Source organism: Halomonas sp. KO116 (assembly GCF_000734975.2).
In the GTDB taxonomy this organism is placed as follows: Bacteria; Pseudomonadota; Gammaproteobacteria; order Pseudomonadales; family Halomonadaceae; genus Vreelandella; species Vreelandella glaciei.
Map to the genome: position 1 here is coordinate 242617 of NZ_CP011053.1, position 17324 is coordinate 259940.

Sequence of the window (17324 nt, forward strand, 5' to 3'; positions counted from 1 at the left end):
GTGCCTGCCTATCGTCTACGCATGAAAAAGCCCCAGGAATAAACCAGGGGCTGTGAATAGAACATCAAAAGGGAAATTCCACTCCTTCGTCTCCATCACCTGCAGCACCAGCGCTACGCGGATCACGGAGGATGCGGCAAGTGTCCACCATAAGGTTGGTATACACAGTGCCGTTATCAGCCTTACGGAAGGACAATTCGCCCTCGACAAAGACCAACTGACCGCGCTTCAAGCGATCCTTCATAACCTCGGCGAAGCGACCACCAAGGATGCAGTTAAGCCACATCGGATCATCACCCACTTTCTTGGCCATGTTGATACCGAACCGAACGTAAGTTTTGCCATTGCCGTTGGTCCGAACTTCTGGTTCGCCAATGTGACCAATCTGTAGAGTCTGTCCCCACATGTTCAAATCTCCTCTCTCTCACATTCCCAACGTAATGGGTCTCGTTGGGGGATAGGGGCGCTACTGACACTAAGGAGCGAACCTGGGCGGTTTATTTTCCTAACGCATGAAAAAGCCCCCTGACTCAGATGAGTCGAGGAGGCTTTGAAGTGGTCACCTCGGGAGGTGACGAACGATTCTTGCCTTGGGCTGGAGATAACTCCAGTGCGCCAAGTTAAGGAGGAAGTTACCAAAAGCTCTCTTGGTGAAGCTCACAATGAATGTATCTTCGGCGCTCTCTATGGCCTGTAAAGTGCTTTCCCGATGCAATTTGCGATCAGGGCGACGCACCTGGATGACAGGTCCATCCTCGACAGAGAAAGCGAACCCCTCAAGCTCACCAAGCGAGAAGACCTCGAAGGCCACATTCACATCCGTTCCCAAGTCAGCCATTTGACGTGGCGTTGGCTGGCGCCAGCGGCGACCGGCCTCACGAGGCAGAATGAAAAGAGAGCCTTGCGCTGAGTCGATGGCAAACGCCACCTTATCAGCACGGAGGTCATCTAATTGCAGCCCGCCGAACTCACGACCAAAAGCTATGGCATCTTCTTGATTAATAATCAGCTCAATATTCATGTCGCTCTCTCCTCTCATTCCTGCGATGCAGGTCTCAAAAGGAGATAGGGCGGGGACTGCCATAAGTGGACAGCTAGAGCGCCTGTAAAATGTTTCGCATGCAGAACATCCCTAGGCTGTAGAGGTAGTTTTTTACGGGGTTAAGAAAGGGCAAGCGACAGAATAAAAAAGTTCATCGCATTTTGCCGGGATATGCGACTTTGATCTTCAGAAAGAAATACGCCGTGTCCCGGTAGCCGTAAGCCATTCGCTTGATGACTTTGATGTGATTGTTCATTCCTTCCAGGGCGCTGGTGTTGAGTCGATAAAGGGCACTGGCAACGATACCTTCTAGGTGCTTGGCGAAAGCAACCAGCGACTTGAGCCCACTGTCGATGGCCATTCCAAACTACGCTTTACAGCGTCGGCGGGCCTCGGCTTCACTAGGTGCGTACCATAGCTCTTTGAGTTAGCTCTTAAGCAGGTAGACCGTGGTCAGCGGCTCTTTGGCGGCTAGCAATACATCCAACTTGACGGCCTGCTCAGGGTCCAGGTTGGTGCGGTTGCGCAGGAGCAACCAGCGACTGCGCTTGATCACACGCCGGCCAGCATGGTTCTCGCGTAGCCGGTTTGCCTGATAGACCCGCACCCGGTCGATCACCTCGCGACCGAACTTGGCGACCACGTGAAACAGGTCGTAAACGACCCTGGCTTTTGGGCAGTGTTGCTTGGCTTCCATGTCCATTGCCGTATTCATGCCCATGGCGACCGCTTCTTTTTGCTGACAGGTATCCCTGTCCAGCCATTCGAAGGCAGCGCATGCGCATGAACGCCCCTCGCCGACCCACAGGACTTGCTGTGTGTCGGCGCAAATAGCCACCATGGCATAGTGGTTCCCCTTGTGCAGGACAAACTGACGCCGCACCCGGGTCAGGTCTGCCTGGGCTGTCTCATGACTCAGGCGCCGATGATCCATAGTCTTGACCGTATACCATTGAAGCCCCACCAGCTCGGCCACATGCTTGATAGGTGAAAGTCGAACCAGGGTTTCGACCCAGCTCACCATGGCGCAGGTCAGTGGCTGACGTCCGGCTAGCCAGGCAATACGCTCTCATCGGGGGCCGCAGGCCGGACGACGTACTCGGCGCACAGGGATGTCTAGCCATACGCGATACTGGAACAGGTCGCGCTCACGCACACGGCGATAACTGACATCATGAATGAGCCAGGTGGATTGGCCACAGCGACTGCAGCAGGGCGGGTGTGAGGCGGTGAGTTTGAGCCTGATCAGCAGGCCATTGGCGCCGAGTGATTCATAGCAAACCAACTCGAAGTCTTCCCAGAACAAGGTAAGCAAACTAGCATCCATGGCACGGCGGTGGTCTGGTTGGGACATTTTTTTGGCTTAAACCTTTCTACCGCCGTCATTCTCGTTTACGGGTGCTATCCTGCAGTGAAACCTGAAAATGGTTTGGAACTCTTATCCTCAGTTGCCAAATAAAGATCTCAATGCTTAGGCATGAGGTCTAGCCATCTCAAGTTGCCGCTATCAGGCTCTCCTAGAGCATCGAGCCTATGTCTGAGGCCCCCGTTGGGTAGGCAAACATTGTCGTATTGAGGTCCGTGGTGGTGAGCCCATGACGAATGGCCAGCGCGAATACGTTGATGACTTCATCCACGTTGGGGCCGACGAGATGAGCGCCCAGTACCTTATCTGTCTCTTCTTCGATAAATATCTTGAAGCCATAGACCGGCTCGGCGGCCTGACGGGCGGTAAACCAGTTGTGTGTGTGTTGACTCGAGACGCGGAATTTCAGCCCTTGCTCACGGGCCTGCGCTTCGTCGAGACCGGCGGAGGCGATAGGCGGAATGGTGAAAGCGACACTCGGCACCCCTTTATAATTCGGTGTGCTACGTTTGCCATCGATCAGGTTGGCGGCCACCACCTTGGCATCGTGACTCGACACGGGGGTCAGGGGCGGCCCCACCTGGGCGGCATCGCCTGCGGCATAAACGGCGGGGTTCGAGGTACTTTGCAGATGCTCATTTAGCGATAACCGCCCCTTCTCGGTCTCGATACCGGCCGCTTCCAGGTTGAGGGCCTTGAGGGCTGGCTTTCTTCCGGCCGCGTGCACGACTAGGTCTACATCAACCGTGCCGGTCTCGCCATTCGAGGAGGTGCGAACACGATAGCCGGAGGCCGTCTTTTCGATGGCGTCCACGTTGGTCTGGGTTCGCACATCAATGCCCTGATCACGGAAGGATTCCATGAGCCAATCGACCAGGTCCGGATCGAAGGGCTTGAGCATCCGCTCGCCGTGCTGTAGGACGGTGACTTGAGCTCCAGCCCGGGCAGCCAGGTGAGAAAACTCTGCGGCAATATAGCCCCCGCCGACCAGGGCAATCCGCGGCGGCAAAGTAGCCAGTTCCAGAAATTGTTCGTTGTCTATGAGGTGTTCTTCGCCTGGAATACCCAGGGTGGCTGGCTCGGCTCCCGTGGCAATCAGGATATGCTGTGCTTCAAGTACCTGGTCCTCAACCTCAAGGCGGTTGGGGCCGGTAAAACGCGCCTGTCCATGGTAGGTATCGATGCCCTTGTCGCTGAACATGGCCTGGTGTTTTTCAGGCACAGGATCGGTAAACTCTCGCTTGAAGCGTAGCAGCTCGGCCCAGTCGATACGGACCTCTCCCTCCACGCCCTTGCCTTGCATGCGGTGAGCATGGTCCAGCGCCTTGGCCCCCTGGATCATCATCTTCTTGGGGTCGCAGCCGCGCAGGGCACAGGTGCCCCCAAAGGGGCGGGAGTCGATGATCGCAACACGCCAGTTGGCGGCTTGGGCACGCATGACGACTATTTTAGCGGCGGTGCCGGTACCGATAGCGACGAGATCGTAGGATGCTGCCATCTTGTTTACTCCTTTGCGTAGCGGCGACTTGGTAGCCGCTAGTCGCCGCGTTGAAGTCATCGCTGTCCAGGCTTCGTTCTACCGTGGCCCGAACAGCGATACCCTGGAAATGCGTTATTCCCCTCTGAACCGTGCCACTTATTCGGGGATCAGTGGCATGTCTTTCGGCTCCACGGTGGGCAAGGGGGCCATTAGCTTTTTCTCTACCGCGATTTCATGGAATGTGACATGCCAGCGGTTGGCCCGGTGATAGTTTCGAATGAAGGCGTCCCGAATATCCGTGCGCTGGCTCATGCTGGCGTAGTTGTGCCAGAGCGTCATGAACGCACGCGCCGCGAACCACTGGGCATTCACGATCATCCGGTCATTGGCGACACAGGTATCCTGATCGGGCACCTAGTCAGGGCTCATGGTTTCTTCAAGCGGCGCCGGCAGGGCGTAACCGCCAACTTCCAGAATCTTCTTCATCTCATGGATGTTGGGGTTGCATACATCCTCAAGGTAGGTCTTGATCGCTTCCTTGATTTGCGAGTCTTTCGTCGCGGCGAGGTACAAGTTGCACTGCCCCATGCAAACGACTTCACGCCGAAAGCCCTCGACGACGGCCACGTACTCGCTTGCGGAGAGGCTGTTTCTTCCCGCCCCCGCTTGAGCATAGTAGCGTTCGGCGTAGTCACTGTAGGACGTGCGGCCTTCGGGGCGGCCTATTTCCACTTCAGACATCGTCGTTGCCTCCTTTCATTGACATTGGAGAGCCTCTTGCTCCGATAAATCAACGGCCATCCTGCAGGTATTCATGGGAGCGAGCTGGCAGGGATAGGCCCTCCTCACTCGTTGGCGAATCTGAAAATCCTGACCTTGCTGACTTCAACGTAGACCTGTAGTTATTACAGGGACAAGGTGGTTGTTGTTTATGTCTGGTAACTGAAGAAGCCAGCCTGCCCAAGGTCGACTCGGTAGCCTTGTGGGCAGGGGCAGACTTTGTCTGGCTCGCCTCACTTGCCTGGCCAGGAGGTCGGGTGCAGTTCCAGAACTGTGTCACGAACCCCGGCCTCCTTGACCGAGGCAGCGCCGCCAAGGCGCATTGGTTGCGACCGAGGACAGGCTTGAAGCAGTACGCCGGACGCAATCCGCATGGGTGCCGTCACGCTACCTTATTCGTAGAGCTGTATATGCAGGGCACGGTTGATCAGCGCAAGATGGGTAAAAGCCTGCGGGAAGTTGCCAAGGAACAGGCCCGTCGTCGGATCGCTCTCCTCGGCATAGAGCCCCGCATCGTTGGCGTTGGCGTTGGCCAGTAACCGCTCGAACAGGGCGCGAGCCTCCTCGGCTCGACCAAGCATTAGAAGTATATCGACCAGCCAGAAACTACAGATCAGAAACGCATCTTCGCTGCCGGAAAGCCCATCCGAAGCCAGGTAGCGGTGTACGACATCGCCATGACATAGGTGCTCTTCCACTGCTGCAGCCGTCAGTTCAAGTACGGCCTTGTCGATAGGAATGCCCATCAATGGGATCAACAAAAGCGCGGCATCGAGATCGTCATGACCGAAGGCCTGCGTGAGGTAGCCGCCACTGAGCTTGATCCCCTGAGTCACGATGGCCTGAAATATGCCATCTCATGCCAGTTCCCAGGCGGGCTGAGGACCCAGCAGGCGCAGTGTGCGGTCGAGTGCGACCCAGGCCATGGTATTTGTAGACGTGATGACGCGGTTCCCCACGCATTTCCTAGATCCCTTGATCGGGTTCGTGCCAGTGGGCGGCGACATGATCGGCCATTTCTCGAACAAGGGTCGCCAACGTCACATCAAGGCTTGTCACCCCGCGCAGCAGGACAGTTGTTTGACGTCCTTGGTAAAGGTCTGGGCACAGAGCTTGAGCCCCTCGACCATAGTCAAGTAAGGAAAAAGCTCATCAGCGATGTCTTGTACCGTCATCCCGGCACGCAGGGCCATGACCGCCGTCTGAATGAGCTCGCCGGCTTCGCCGGCCACGGCCTGGACCCCGAGCAGGCGCCCGCTGTCGCGTTCGGCGACGATCTTGATGAAGCCGCCGGTCTCAAAGTTGACCAGCGCACGGGGCACGTTATCCAGGGTCAGGGTCCGGCTGTCGGTAGCGAATCCTTGAGCCTCGGCCTCGGCTTCGGACAAACCGACGGTTGCGATCTGCGGGTCGGTGAAGACCACCGCCGGCATGGCACTCAAGTCCAGGCGCGCCTCGCCCCCCGTCATATTGGTGGCGGCGCGGCTGCCGCCCGCAGCGGCGACATAGACGAACTGCGGCTGGTCGGTGCAATCCCCAGCGGCATAGATAGTGGGTACGGTGGTACGCAGAGAATCATCGACCAGAATCGCTCCGCGGGCAGTCTCTACGCCGATGGCGTCAAGGTTCAGCGTTTCGATATTAGGCGTGCGGCCCGTCGCGACCAGCAGCTTGTCGGCCTTGATGCCCCCCGTGTCCGTCGTGAGCACGAACTCATCATCGGTATGCACCACCTGGCTGATCTGGACGCCTCGTAATACATCAATGCCCTCGGCCTGGAAAGCGGCTTCCAGGGCCTCGCCAATGGCCGGGTCCTCGCGGGAGAACAGGCGGCTACGCGCCAGGATCGTCACTTTGCTGCCCAGCCGCGCGAAGGCCTGGGCCAACTCCACCGCGACCACCGATGCCCCGATCACCGCCAAACGCTCGGGAAGGGTGTCGCTGGCCAGGGCGTCGGTCGAGGTCCAATAGGGCGTGCCAGCCAGCCCCGATACCGGTGGAATGGCGGGACGCGCGCCGGTCCCGATGAAGACACGATCGAAAGCGACCTCGCGCTCGCTGCCATCGTTCTTGTCAACAATCAGGGTCTGGGCATCACGGAAGCGGGCCCTGCCGCGGATAACCGTAATGGCCGGGTTGCCTTCTAGGATGCTTTCGTATTTACCGTGACGTAACTCTTCCACACGGCTCTGCTGCTGGGCCAGTAAACGGCCACGATCAATGGTTGGTGCCGTTGCCGTGATGCCGTCATCGAACGGGCTTTCGCGGCGATGATGGGCAATATGCGCGGCACGGATCATGATCTTAGAGGGCACGCAGCCGATGTTGACGCAGGTACCCCCTATGGTACCTTGTTCGATCAGGGTGACACGGGCACCCCGCTCGACACTTTTCAACGCCGCTGCCATGGCAGACCCGCCACTGCCGATCACGGCAATATGTAGACCCTGTTCGCTGCCTCGGTCACTGCTGGCTCGCTCTGTGGCCTGCGTCAGATCGGCGCCGTAGCCCTTGGCACGGATCGTCTCAAGCAGACGCTCGGTACCCACCTCGCCCGGGCGCATTATTACCGCGCGGCCCTGGTCATAAGAGACCTCAGCCTCGACCCCGGGCAGTGCATTGAGCGCCGCCTGAGTCGAGTCGGCGCAACTCGTGCAGGTCATGCCGGTAACTGTAATCGTGGTTTGCATAAAAATTCCTCGGTAATCCTTTCGCACAACTCCCGCAGCCCTCGATGAACGTGGGCTAGGTGGTTACTGGGCTTGTTTAGTTTTCTCGGAGGCCAGGCGCGACGGATAGCCCGCATTGGTCGTAGCGGCGGTCAAGTCCGCCACGCTCGCCTCGGCATCTTCGAAGGTCACGGTGGCGCTTTTTTCCTCGTAGGAAACCGTGGCGTTCTCCACACCGAGCACTTGATTGAGCGCTTTCTTGACGGTGTAGGGACAGGTCGAACAGGTCATATTGTCAACAGCCAGGGTGACGGTCTGTTGAGCGGCGAAGGCCGTCCCGGCACTTGCCGCGGACAAAAAAAGCGTACCGATCAAGGTGCTAAATTTCATATAAGAAAGACTCCAGGAAAATTTGAAGGTGTATTAGCCAAGGAACAGCGGGGCGATATACGGCCAGGCAAGCACCAACACGACGAGTGCCGTCGCACCCCACAACGCTATCTTGATCACTCGCTCGGCAAGCGGCGTGCCGCAATAGCCATCCACATCACAAGCGTTGGCCCGGCAGGCGCTCTTGGGCTTGCGATAAACCTTATAAAAACCGATACCGAGCATTGCCAGGGTGAAGGCGAGAAAGAGCGGCTGGTAGGGCGCAAGCGCCGTGAGATTGCTCATCCAGGCCCCGCCGATGCCCAGTGAGAGAAATACCACCGGCAGAATGCAGCAGGCGGAGGCGAGTATCGCGCCAATGACACTACCGCTTGCCAGTAGGCCTTTGCGCCCTGATCGGCTCGTCGTGGTTTGCTCGCTTCGATCAAGCGTCTGGTCTTTACTGTCTTGCATAGTGATTCTCTTGCAATTTGGGTATTCATAGCTACTGTAGCCCCTGTAGCTACTACAGGATCAAGAGGAAAGTAGGCCATGCCATTACGCCGAGGGGAGCTAGCCAGACGAGCCGGTTGCAACATCGAGACGGTTCGGTACTACGAGCGCATTGGGCTTATGCCGAATCCGCCCCGAAGCGAGAACGGCTTTCGTAGCTATGAAGAGCGCCACCTCACACGGCTGACGTTTATCCGCCGAGCGCGCGAACTGGGATTTACGCTCGAAGAGGTGCAGGACCTTCTACGACTGGTTGATGGCGGGCATTACACCTGCGCTCAGGTACAGGAGCTTGCACTCAGGCATACCGACGATATCCAGCGCAAGATAAATGACCTGCATCGCATGCAACGCGCCTTAAAAGAAATGTCGGCCCAATGCAGCGGAGAGGAAGTTCCCAAATGTCCCATCATAGAAATTCTTTCTGAGACCTCTTAGCCGAATACCTATTACTGCGGTGTGGTTCATCTTTTACCTCTTCGCATCAGAGCGGCTTAAGGCAATCTCTGTGATTGACGTCCTCCTTCTCTTTCTCGCTGATCGGCGAAGAACCATAAAAAAGCCCCTGACCGAAAGGTTCAGGGGCTAGTGAATCATGTAGGTCTAATTGAGCAGCGTGTCACGACAGTCTGGGAAATCCCGCGGTACTCGCCGTGTTCCTTGACTCGCCCCTTCAGTACAACCTTACTCCCCTCAAGGGCCTTACCTGTTTTCCAGACAATGTACCGACCTTCGGGGTCGCAGAATATGTGCTTCCACATCAGCTCCCATCGCGTATCTGATGAAAAGGACCGCTTACGCACAACTTCCATCTCCAACTGATCGCCAGGACCTCCAGCATAGCCGAGAGCCATCATTGACTCGGTGTTAACAGCTGACTCCTCATGTCGATCGTAGGCAGTGACAGCCGCCGTCATAACGCCGACTCCGCGTTTAAGCTTAACCAAGTCGAAACGAGCATGATGAACAATCATCGTCTCGAAATCGTTATGCTCAGTCTGCAGAGGGATCACTTGCCGTGCCCAAGCTATTACCGCATCAGCCTACGCCACGTCCTCAGAGACACACGCCTTCATTCGCTTGCTGACCATCGGGACTGAACGAGCCATCTCACCCACAATTTCTGCTGTGGCCAGGTCGCCAGTTTCTTCTGCTCGAGCACGAGACACGAAGCCTCGCTCCCGAATCTGCCTTACTGCCGCGGCAACCAGCCATCGCAGCTCGACAACAGCATCTGGAGGGCGACCGCCGCATATGCCCACCTCATCGATCTCTTCCATCATATTGATAACAGAGACCAATAGTTGAGCACGGGCCATCATCGACTCAGCGCCTTGGTGGCCAAGATAGTCCTTGAGGCATGTCTTTCCGACCTCTAGGACAACGCCAATTGCCATCTCTTCCATCAGAAAGAGATAACGCCGCTCACGCCGTTTGTTGCAGTGGCTGCAGTCGCCCGTGGCGTCGCCCGATCTGTATGGCTCGGGCAATCGGCTATATGCCCACTCCAAGGGAGTGCCCCGTGCTGCCTGGTTCGCTGCCATGTCGATTCGCGCCAGCAAGCGATACCCGTCCAGCTTCGGAGGTTCGCCACTGACTGCGACTTTCACGGCAACGATCTGCTCCAGCTTAAAGTGCGACAGTCGATCTTCAAGATCCAACTTCTCACGAGCCCAGGGCTTTACAGCCTCTTCCAGCACGTTGATCTCGAAGGACGCCATGCCAAGTTTCTTTGCCTTGCGATCGAGCCGTTCTACCATTTCGCGCAGTGCGGGAAGTTGGCACTTCGGTATCCAGCAGGTGGTCTTGTCTGTCTGTGTCGTCATGATCCTTACTCCTCTCTCATTCCTGCGTAAATGCAGGACTCAAGATGAGGTAGGGGAGTAACTGACGAGCTAAGTGTTTCGCACGCGAAACAAAGAGGGTTCATAGTACTGTCGCTATGGCTGTGTCAGGCAGCGCATTTCGTCCTGTGACGAGAAAGGGTGAGCAACTGCTGTAGCCGAGAGGCCTGCCGATGCAGCCTTTGGGCTGTCGAAAAATTGTCCCATCCTGACTGAAAGCTACCCTCTCGATTCAGCTCCTCAATCTGAACTGCCGTTTCGGTCCATTGGCTAGGAGGCATTGTGTCCACGAGCCAGCCCCCTCGTTCGTAAAGGTCTATAACAACCCCACCACTATTGCAGATACGCATGATCAAAGGCCTAAACAATCCTTCATATACGTCTTCGGCTTCACTCGATGCCTGATAAAACTCAGCAAAACCAGCCTCAGCCAGCTCACGCAGTTTGTAATACTCAGTGTATGGAGGTACAGCCACAGAACGTGAGGTTTCCTTCTCAAAGAATGCGAGCCCTGGCGCGTGATCGTACATGTTCATCTTCACCTCACCCTCAATGGTGATCGAGGCGCCGGTTGCGGGCAGCACATTAGTGCCGAACGCTTGATCAAAATAGCCGGCCAAACTAGCAGCGATATTTTTCTGTAGCTCTCGAAGAAACAAGCGGTCTTCATGCGTTAAGTCAGTCATAACGGCTTCCATTTGGCTAAGGTGAGTTTCAGTATCGGGGGGGAGGGGAGGGTGATGCAAAGGGGCTTCATGAGGTGAACACGAACACGGCCAAAGCCTCAGGAAGTGATAGGGCTTGTGTGTCAGGTGGTATAGCGCGGCTGGCGCCAGCGTGAAAAAGCCCCATGCTGAGAACAGCAGAGAGGGCTTGAAATACTACGCGAGCACTACAGCATCATCCAGGTGGCGGGCCTGAAGCCTTACCAAGCTGGACGAGCCATCTGGCCTGAAAACATTGCGTTTGCGCGGCAAGTCCACCTTGGTGAATGTGTCGCACTCCAGGCCTCCAACGAACCGTACTGTGTACGGTAGTTTTATCCGATCGCCATTTTGCAGACGCACACGCTGCTTTTTCGATTCAGCATGCTTTAGGCATCTCTCACGCCATTCGCTGGCATACTTCAGTCCGACTCCCACTACTACCCCCAACTGCTCCAGCTCCTCAAGCGGAGATAGCAGTTTGAGAATCGATGCAGGGCACTGTGACAAGGCTGGCCCCATGGTTTCATCCATCGACTTGTAGCAAAACTCTCCCTGCGAACAGCTAGTTTTCACGACCGCCGCTATCGTGTACTCAATAGACGCATGATCCGTGGCCTCTCCCCTCCGCTGGACCTTAATCGCAGCGTAATAGGTAGAGCCCACGAAACTCGACTTCAGCACTTCGTTAGATCCATCCTGGTTGGTGTATTCCTTGTCCAGGTAGGCTTTACGGTCGGACGGCTTTGGTACGCATAAAGTACCCATAATCTTACTCCTCTCTCATTCCTGCGGTATTGCAGGTCTCAGGAGGGGATAGGGGTGAAACTGACAGAAAATGTTACGCATGCGAAACATAGCGTCTAGCTCCCATTGCAGTGCCATATAGGATCGAAGCCGCAAAATCATGATCCTGGCTCATGGGCATCATAAATAGAAAAACCCCCAGGCAGCACAAGGCTGACTAGGGGCTTAGAAAGAGGAGTGATAACTGCGCGATCGCGTCAGTCCTCCTCGGGTAGCATGATCGTTATCACAGGCTTAGGGGTATCCCCAGGACCTATAGTCATAACAACATGTTTTGGCACAACGATAGAGCCGGTTTCGGATTGCTCAATCACATCAACGATGAAGTCGATATATCTCTCGTTGCGCTCTCTCGCAGCAGCCTCAAGGGCGACAAGCAATACATCGCCTAACCGCTTATCCTCTTGCTGCTGCATCTCATGAGGGCTTCTACCGTCATGCCACGCCACCAAAGCCTCCCAGGCTGCAGCAGTCATGGCAACAGGCACCTTGAAACCCATCATGTTGCCGGCGGCGTGCTCAGCACGTTCGCTGACATCTACCAAATTGCCATCTTCGATGGCATCCGCACGGGAATAGCTATGGATCATGTCAGTTTCATCAAACATGAGCTGTAGCCCCCTGTTGGCGTGACGCCAAAAAAGCAGCCATTGGGATGGGTGTAACCTCAGGCCCAGTCGGCAACTTCCAGGCGCTCTCACGTCTAACAACGCGAGCCAGTCGATCAGCAGCAAAGCATAGCCCCCAGCGTTCATTAGAACGCTCAGACAAGCCGCTTGGTTCGTGCGTAACCTCCCACATCCAGTCAGAATCCACATCCACACATGAGCGGACTTTGAACACCTGCTCGCTTATTCGCACCCTCCGGCTCAGACCTTCAACGCCTAAGTATTCACCGAAGTTACCGCCGCGACGGCTGTAGATGATCGTTTCCAAACGCTCGCCAAATGTTTCCATTGGGATTCTCTCTCTTCTCTCTCACATTCCTGCAAAGCAGGTCTCAAGAAGAGATAGGGGCCTTGCTGACGTTGAAAAGTATGGTATTGGTAGCCCCCTACCTGTTTCGCATGCGAAACAATCAATTCAGGAGATGCCTATGGTCGGTAAAGCAACAGCCCAGGACAGCACTACTGAGGGAGCGCCCAGAGAGAATCTGCGTGTTATCCAGGTTCGCCACCGAGAGACACCCAACAGCGAGACTCCACACGCGATTTTGATGATCCAGCGGATAGAACAAATTGTTGGCCAGGGCGCTCGACTCACGCTTAGAGTCAAACGGATCGATACCCAGCGGCCTCCTGAGGGAAATGAACTCGAATGGTCAGCTGCATATTCGCCTTCAAGCTCAACAGATAGGGAGCGGGTCAGACTCACTCACGGTGAATGCAGAGGTCCCGCAGATATTCAAATGATTCTTAACGGTTTACGCGGGTTTCGTATCGGCACCTACCTGATGGCAGAGATCGTCACTTGGGCCAGGCAGTGGCCGCTGGCAGAGGTAATGAAGATCGAGCTGTCGTGGCAAGATGAAAAGCCAGGCGCACACGATGGAAATAACAAGGTTAGGCGTGATCGGTTCTATGAGCAGTTCGGTATTGAATTCATCCCTAGTGAAACCGAATCGCAGATAACCGCTCGATCAAAATACATGCTTGCTGAAAACCTGACGACTGACGATGCCGAGCGTGCCTGGCGATTGAATATCCAAAAGGTGAATGCGAGTGACTGGCTAGTTGATCAGCAGCGAAAGCTGGAAGAACAGGAAGGGCAGATAGCGAAGCTCAAGCGAAAGGCTGCAAGCCTGCAGACCACGAAAGACCGCATTGAAGCCCATCCATACCGCTATGCAGTGTGTCGTTTTCTTACCAATCCTCTGGCGTTGGGCTGCCTTGCACTGGTGGCTGTGGCCTTTTCCCTCGCCAAGGAAGTGGTTAGCTGAACCATCCGCCAGCCTCTGGTAACCGGAAATAAAAAAGCTCTTCGCGAAGGAAGAGCTTGTTGAATGTGAGATCAATGTCTCTTGTTCTGACGAGAATGACAAACGCCAGAATTCAGCTAACTGCTGCTGCCGTCCTGATGGTGATGATGCTTGCTGCGTTCAATTTGAACGAACGTGAATAAACACACGGCCGCCATAAAGACTGCAAAAGCTGTAACTAACCATCCAAAAGGGCTCATAAATTCAATCCTTTTCTGCACTGTTGCGCTCAATTCTTACAAGAAACGCAATACCTGTTACCCAAATGATAGCACCTACGAAAAACATGGCAACTGATGCACCAAGAGTGATTTTCTCGCTAGGAGCGAAGAAACCCAGAACTCCGGCACCCATAGCGCCAAGACCGAGTTTTCGTACATCGTCTGTCAGTGCCTGCAGGCTGTCCGGCCCCAGCAGAGGCTGGCCATCCTGCATCCTTCGTCGTACCGTGGCGACCCATTGTTGAAACTTTACGCTCATGATCCTACTCCTCTCATTCCTGCTGGATTACAGGTCTCAAGAGGAGATAGGGGGGCAGGGTGACACTCAGGTTCGTAAATAGGGTGCACAGCGAATTTTCCGTGAACGATAGCTATCACGCGGGCGACTCGACTAGCGCGGTTCCGCCTGCCGATGCCAATGTCCGGCTCGTTGCGTCGTTCTTGACCAGCGTCAGGTGAGACTGGTCTGCGTCAGCAGTTCATCGAGCAGGCCGTTCAGAGTGCGCCGAAGGTAGATCAACAGACCCTTCTCCTTGGCCACCACCGTTACCTTGGCGAAGAGATTAGAGGCGGCGGGGAAAGGCGTTCGCACTACGGGGCCCATGACCAGTTTCACCCCCCCACAGCAGGCCGAGGCCGCACACATCGCCGATCCAGCGATAGCATAGACCTACCGTCCTTAACATGCAGAACGGCAGATGCAAAAGCAGTGGCCTAGCGAAAGACCACACTGGCGATTAGGGCAATGCCAATTAAGAAAAGCACCATAATGCCGATAGTTTGCCGGGTACTGGGCCTGTTGAGCCTCGTAAACCACTGTTGAACCCGAGACCTCATTACCTGGGCTCAAGATAAAAACCAGAATGTCACTCCGAGATAGAGCCGAGGGTGACCGTACCGAGACAGGGGTGGAGAGACATAACATGCTGGCGATCACGTTACTGGGCCGCTGGCTCCGCCATGCATGCTGGGCTACACCAGCAGCTATGTAGCATGTAATTGATTTTTTTCACATCTCGCGCCCCGGAGTTCGCCATCTACCGCCAGCGAACCCAGTTCACTCACCCGACAGCGGGAGGCTTGGCCGCGCCTTCATACATGAACGTCATGGTCTTGGGACGACCGAGATAGCCTGTAGCCAGATCCTGGAGTACAAAGCCGGCATTGAGAAGCAACACATCTGTCTGCCGATCCAGATGGCAGCCACCGGCGCAACGCTTCCAATACGGAGTCAGCCGTTGCTGCCAGCTGGCAACGCGGGTTTCTGGCGCGAGTCCATGCTCGACAAAAATCAATTGTCCCCCGGGCTTGAGCACCCTTCGCGCCTGGGCTAGAGCCGCTTCTATGTCCGGAATCGTGCAGAGTGTCCAAGTACTCAGGACCGTGTCTATGCTGTCATCAGGTAGTATTATCTGCTCTGCGCCCATTTGCAGCACTTCCACCTTGAAAGGGGCTTTGTTAATACGCTTTTGCGCAAGCTTTAAAAGGCCACCATCCGGCTCCACTGCATAGTACTTCTCTATAAGCTCAGGGTTGTAATAAGGTAGGTTAACTCCAGATCCAAATCCAAGTTCTAAGACACTCCCCCGAGCTTTGGCCACGGTACGTTGACGATATTTCTTAAGCATCCCCGCTCCCATCGTCAGGTTGATCAGATGCGGCAGTATGTGGCGGCTATAAAAACCCATGGCACTTCCTCCACATTCGATAGGGATAAAACTCATATCATTGTGTTGTAAGCCTATAGCACCCCCGCTAAGCCAGCTTGTGCCCTTTGTTGCCCTCCATCTCTGGGGCACTACAACGCGCTCTTTCCCGTCCTAGGTGTTGAACTTTCCGGCAATGTCTACTGCTACGACTATTGCGCCCAAGACCCATCGGGCAAGAAGAAGGAGTGATGCTCGTCATGTCTTTCTCCTTTTTGGCGCGGGCGTGACCGGGCCTATGGGCAAGGAGATGGTCGGTAAATCACTTCCCAGCTTGGTTAGGGATCCAGCTGCGCTGAGACCGTGCGGTGATCTGGAGTACCTCCTTCATGCGCAGCGTCGAGAATAGGCCCGAGGCGAACGTCAAAGCCACCACCACTCACAACGCCGCAGCCAGTCCCAGTGTATCCGCTACCACCCCTGCGATAATAGCGCCTAAGAAATAGCCAAGATCACGCCAGAGGCGATAGATGCCAACCGAGGATCACCACGCTGGATGCACGACATCACCGATGACGACGAACAGGGTAGGATAAACCATCGCTTTACCTATCCCAATAGGAACGCGCCCGTCGCAAATCCCGAAAACCCTACGGAGACAGCAAACACCACAATGACCACTGCTGGCAGACGATGAGCCCCTGACGCCCCACCCGGTCTGACCAGGCACCGGTAAAGAGCTTACCGATGCTCCAGACGGCGGGGTATATCGCTGTCAGAATACCAATCTTTTCTAAGGCGATAAGCCTGACCGAGGGCTATCCGCAGTGGAAAGCCGCCGGACATCCGGTGCAGATTGAAATGCAGGAGAAACCGACACTACAGGGAGAAGAACTGACGATGGGCGAAATGGTGGCTTGCGGCGGATTGATGATGTGGTGGGATGGACCTGCTCTGTCTGCTTGTAATCCTGCTCCTCGTGCTTGGGGTTGCCGCACTCGTATAGTACTTGTTCTTTAGCAACAGGCAATGAGTGGCTGCGGATGTCCCGCGCCTCAGTTGGAATAACATGGCACTCGTATATGCCGGCTATCTGCCCTTGTGTGAACTTGGGAAGCAAATGGTTGTACTCACTGAGAGCCCTCAGTATCCTCACCGCTTTTAAGGTCTCGCTTATTTTTTAAATAGATACTTAACGAGAGCCCCAATACCGAGCACAAGCAGTATTAGGACAAGAAGCCCTATCAGCCCCATCCCCCACATCATTGCATCACCGTTCATCATTCCATCCATCATTGTTTCTCTCCCTTTCTATCTCATTTACAGTAATGGTTACGTTAAGCACACCTCGCTTAGCTTTTCCTGCCGATAACGCCACGCCTTGAATTTCATCCTGACTTGGATTCGCTTTTTGTCGATTTGCACGAGCTATCTTCTTACCCTTTCCTCGTGGGCTGATTGTTACAAAGTCAGTACTTCAGTCCCTGTACAGCACCTATAGCGCATACTCCTCGAGCTCGTTGAGCCCGAATTCCACGCTGCAGAAGGGTAAATGGACAAAAATCACGCTAGATATCTAATGGTCACAGTTGGCAGAAGTCAGCACTGTTTCTCCTAGGAAGACCCCAGCCAATCTAAGCTTTGCGACGTTTGCTTCAGTGCATGCTCGATATCTCCTCCCGGTCCAGTTCGTTGGGCCGACGGAAACCTGCGTAGGAATGCTTAGGAAATCAGTCATGTTTAGTCGAGCCGCATACCCAGACTGGCGGTTGATTGTGTCAGCCGTGTTGGCTGCGATCCGTGAAGCCATGGATGGCAAAGTATTTGTAGAGCATGCCCTTGTAGCTACGCACGCACCCAAAGCCCGCCGTACACGGCCATGATCAGCTATAACAAGCCTCCTTA

At 55.2% G+C, this 17324-nt stretch carries 22 protein-coding genes and 1 pseudogene; 4 read left to right on the forward strand and 19 right to left on the reverse strand.

Translation table 11 applies throughout. From position 1 onward, the window contains the following. Window positions 1-64: 64 nt before the first annotated feature. The 10 genes and pseudogenes from KO116_RS22530 to KO116_RS22580 form a co-directional block, all read right to left on the reverse strand. A complete protein-coding gene (locus KO116_RS22530; RefSeq protein WP_035557917.1) occupies window positions 65-406 on the reverse strand; it encodes a single-stranded DNA-binding protein in 342 nt (113 codons plus the stop codon). A gap of 153 nt (window positions 407-559) precedes the next feature. Beyond that, on the reverse strand, window positions 560-1021 hold the full coding sequence (locus KO116_RS22535) for a hypothetical protein (protein WP_035557913.1): 462 nt from the start codon (window positions 1019-1021) through the stop codon (window positions 560-562). Window positions 1022-1193: 172 nt separating this feature from the next. Then, a pseudogene (locus KO116_RS24295) lies at window positions 1194-2369 on the reverse strand (ISL3 family transposase). Window positions 2370-2559: 190 nt separating this feature from the next. Next, window positions 2560-3906: a dihydrolipoyl dehydrogenase family protein gene (locus KO116_RS22555; RefSeq protein ID WP_035557901.1), complete on the reverse strand. Its 1347-nt coding sequence runs from the start codon at window positions 3904-3906 to the stop codon at window positions 2560-2562. 138 nt (window positions 3907-4044) lie between these two features. Then, window positions 4045-4302 (reverse strand): hypothetical protein, encoded by a 258-nt coding sequence (locus tag KO116_RS25230; protein WP_127059529.1) that lies wholly within the window; start codon window positions 4300-4302, stop codon window positions 4045-4047. Continuing rightward, entirely contained in the window at window positions 4303-4629 is a 327-nt protein-coding gene (locus tag KO116_RS25235; protein WP_127059530.1) for a hypothetical protein, read from the reverse strand. A 431-nt stretch (window positions 4630-5060) separates the two neighbouring features. Further along, complete coding sequence (locus tag KO116_RS22565) at window positions 5061-5504, reverse strand: glycoside hydrolase family 15 protein (RefSeq protein ID WP_052703852.1); 444 nt, start codon at window positions 5502-5504, stop codon at window positions 5061-5063. 219 nt (window positions 5505-5723) lie between these two features. Further along, complete coding sequence (gene merA, locus KO116_RS22570; protein WP_035557898.1) at window positions 5724-7358, reverse strand: mercury(II) reductase; 1635 nt, start codon at window positions 7356-7358, stop codon at window positions 5724-5726. Window positions 7359-7421: 63 nt separating this feature from the next. Continuing rightward, window positions 7422-7727: a mercury resistance system periplasmic binding protein MerP gene (gene merP / locus KO116_RS22575; protein ID WP_035557896.1), complete on the reverse strand. Its 306-nt coding sequence runs from the start codon at window positions 7725-7727 to the stop codon at window positions 7422-7424. A 33-nt stretch (window positions 7728-7760) separates the two neighbouring features. Continuing rightward, a complete protein-coding gene (locus KO116_RS22580; protein ID WP_035557893.1) occupies window positions 7761-8180 on the reverse strand; it encodes a mercuric transporter MerT family protein in 420 nt (139 codons plus the stop codon). Between the two features lie 78 nt (window positions 8181-8258). Between KO116_RS22580 and KO116_RS22585 the strand changes: the two genes are divergently transcribed. Beyond that, complete coding sequence (locus tag KO116_RS22585) at window positions 8259-8657, forward strand: MerR family transcriptional regulator (protein ID WP_035557890.1); 399 nt, start codon at window positions 8259-8261, stop codon at window positions 8655-8657. A 605-nt stretch (window positions 8658-9262) separates the two neighbouring features. Here KO116_RS22585 and KO116_RS22595 read toward each other — a convergent pair. From KO116_RS22595 to KO116_RS22620, 5 genes are all read right to left on the reverse strand, one after another. Further along, window positions 9263-9940 carry a hypothetical protein gene (locus KO116_RS22595; protein WP_144408651.1) on the reverse strand — a complete coding sequence of 226 codons (678 nt, stop codon included), beginning with the start codon at window positions 9938-9940 and terminating at the stop codon, window positions 9263-9265. A gap of 230 nt (window positions 9941-10170) precedes the next feature. Beyond that, window positions 10171-10749 (reverse strand): hypothetical protein, encoded by a 579-nt coding sequence (locus tag KO116_RS22600; RefSeq protein ID WP_035557883.1) that lies wholly within the window; start codon window positions 10747-10749, stop codon window positions 10171-10173. Window positions 10750-10944: 195 nt separating this feature from the next. Then, window positions 10945-11535 carry a DUF6927 domain-containing protein gene (locus KO116_RS24300; RefSeq protein ID WP_052703853.1) on the reverse strand — a complete coding sequence of 197 codons (591 nt, stop codon included), beginning with the start codon at window positions 11533-11535 and terminating at the stop codon, window positions 10945-10947. 236 nt (window positions 11536-11771) lie between these two features. Then, the gene (locus tag KO116_RS22615; protein WP_035557880.1) at window positions 11772-12182 is read right to left on the reverse strand and encodes a DUF6573 family protein; all 411 of its coding nucleotides are present in this window, start codon (window positions 12180-12182) and stop codon (window positions 11772-11774) included. After that, window positions 12175-12531, reverse strand: coding sequence for a hypothetical protein (locus KO116_RS22620; RefSeq protein ID WP_035557876.1), 357 nt, complete (start codon window positions 12529-12531; stop codon window positions 12175-12177). The genes KO116_RS22615 and KO116_RS22620 overlap by 8 nt, the downstream gene beginning before the upstream one ends. Before the next feature lie 139 nt (window positions 12532-12670). Here KO116_RS22620 and KO116_RS24305 point away from each other — a divergent pair, with 139 nt between their 5' ends. Further along, the gene (locus KO116_RS24305) at window positions 12671-13513 is read left to right on the forward strand and encodes a hypothetical protein (protein WP_052703854.1); all 843 of its coding nucleotides are present in this window, start codon (window positions 12671-12673) and stop codon (window positions 13511-13513) included. Between the two features lie 243 nt (window positions 13514-13756). On the opposite strand, the gene KO116_RS22630 is transcribed toward KO116_RS24305, so the two are convergent. The 3 genes from KO116_RS22630 to KO116_RS22640 all read right to left on the reverse strand — a co-directional run bounded on the left by KO116_RS22630 (window position 13757) and on the right by KO116_RS22640 (window position 15461). Continuing rightward, window positions 13757-14032: a hypothetical protein gene (locus tag KO116_RS22630; RefSeq protein WP_035557873.1), complete on the reverse strand. Its 276-nt coding sequence runs from the start codon at window positions 14030-14032 to the stop codon at window positions 13757-13759. Between the two features lie 192 nt (window positions 14033-14224). After that, window positions 14225-14377 carry a hypothetical protein gene (locus KO116_RS25365; protein WP_157826462.1) on the reverse strand — a complete coding sequence of 51 codons (153 nt, stop codon included), beginning with the start codon at window positions 14375-14377 and terminating at the stop codon, window positions 14225-14227. Window positions 14378-14834: 457 nt separating this feature from the next. Next, window positions 14835-15461, reverse strand: a complete 627-nt coding sequence (locus KO116_RS22640) for a class I SAM-dependent methyltransferase (protein ID WP_035557867.1) — start codon at window positions 15459-15461, stop codon at window positions 14835-14837. 705 nt (window positions 15462-16166) lie between these two features. Between KO116_RS22640 and KO116_RS22645 the strand changes: the two genes are divergently transcribed. Further along, the gene (locus tag KO116_RS22645; RefSeq protein WP_035557864.1) at window positions 16167-16439 is read left to right on the forward strand and encodes a hypothetical protein; all 273 of its coding nucleotides are present in this window, start codon (window positions 16167-16169) and stop codon (window positions 16437-16439) included. Window positions 16440-16592: 153 nt separating this feature from the next. On the opposite strand, the gene KO116_RS26145 is transcribed toward KO116_RS22645, so the two are convergent. Then, a complete protein-coding gene (locus tag KO116_RS26145) occupies window positions 16593-16715 on the reverse strand; it encodes a hypothetical protein (RefSeq protein WP_268762340.1) in 123 nt (40 codons plus the stop codon). Window positions 16716-17155: 440 nt separating this feature from the next. Here KO116_RS26145 and KO116_RS25370 point away from each other — a divergent pair, with 440 nt between their 5' ends. After that, a complete protein-coding gene (locus KO116_RS25370; protein ID WP_157826461.1) occupies window positions 17156-17302 on the forward strand; it encodes a hypothetical protein in 147 nt (48 codons plus the stop codon). Window positions 17303-17324: the final 22 nt, after the last annotated feature.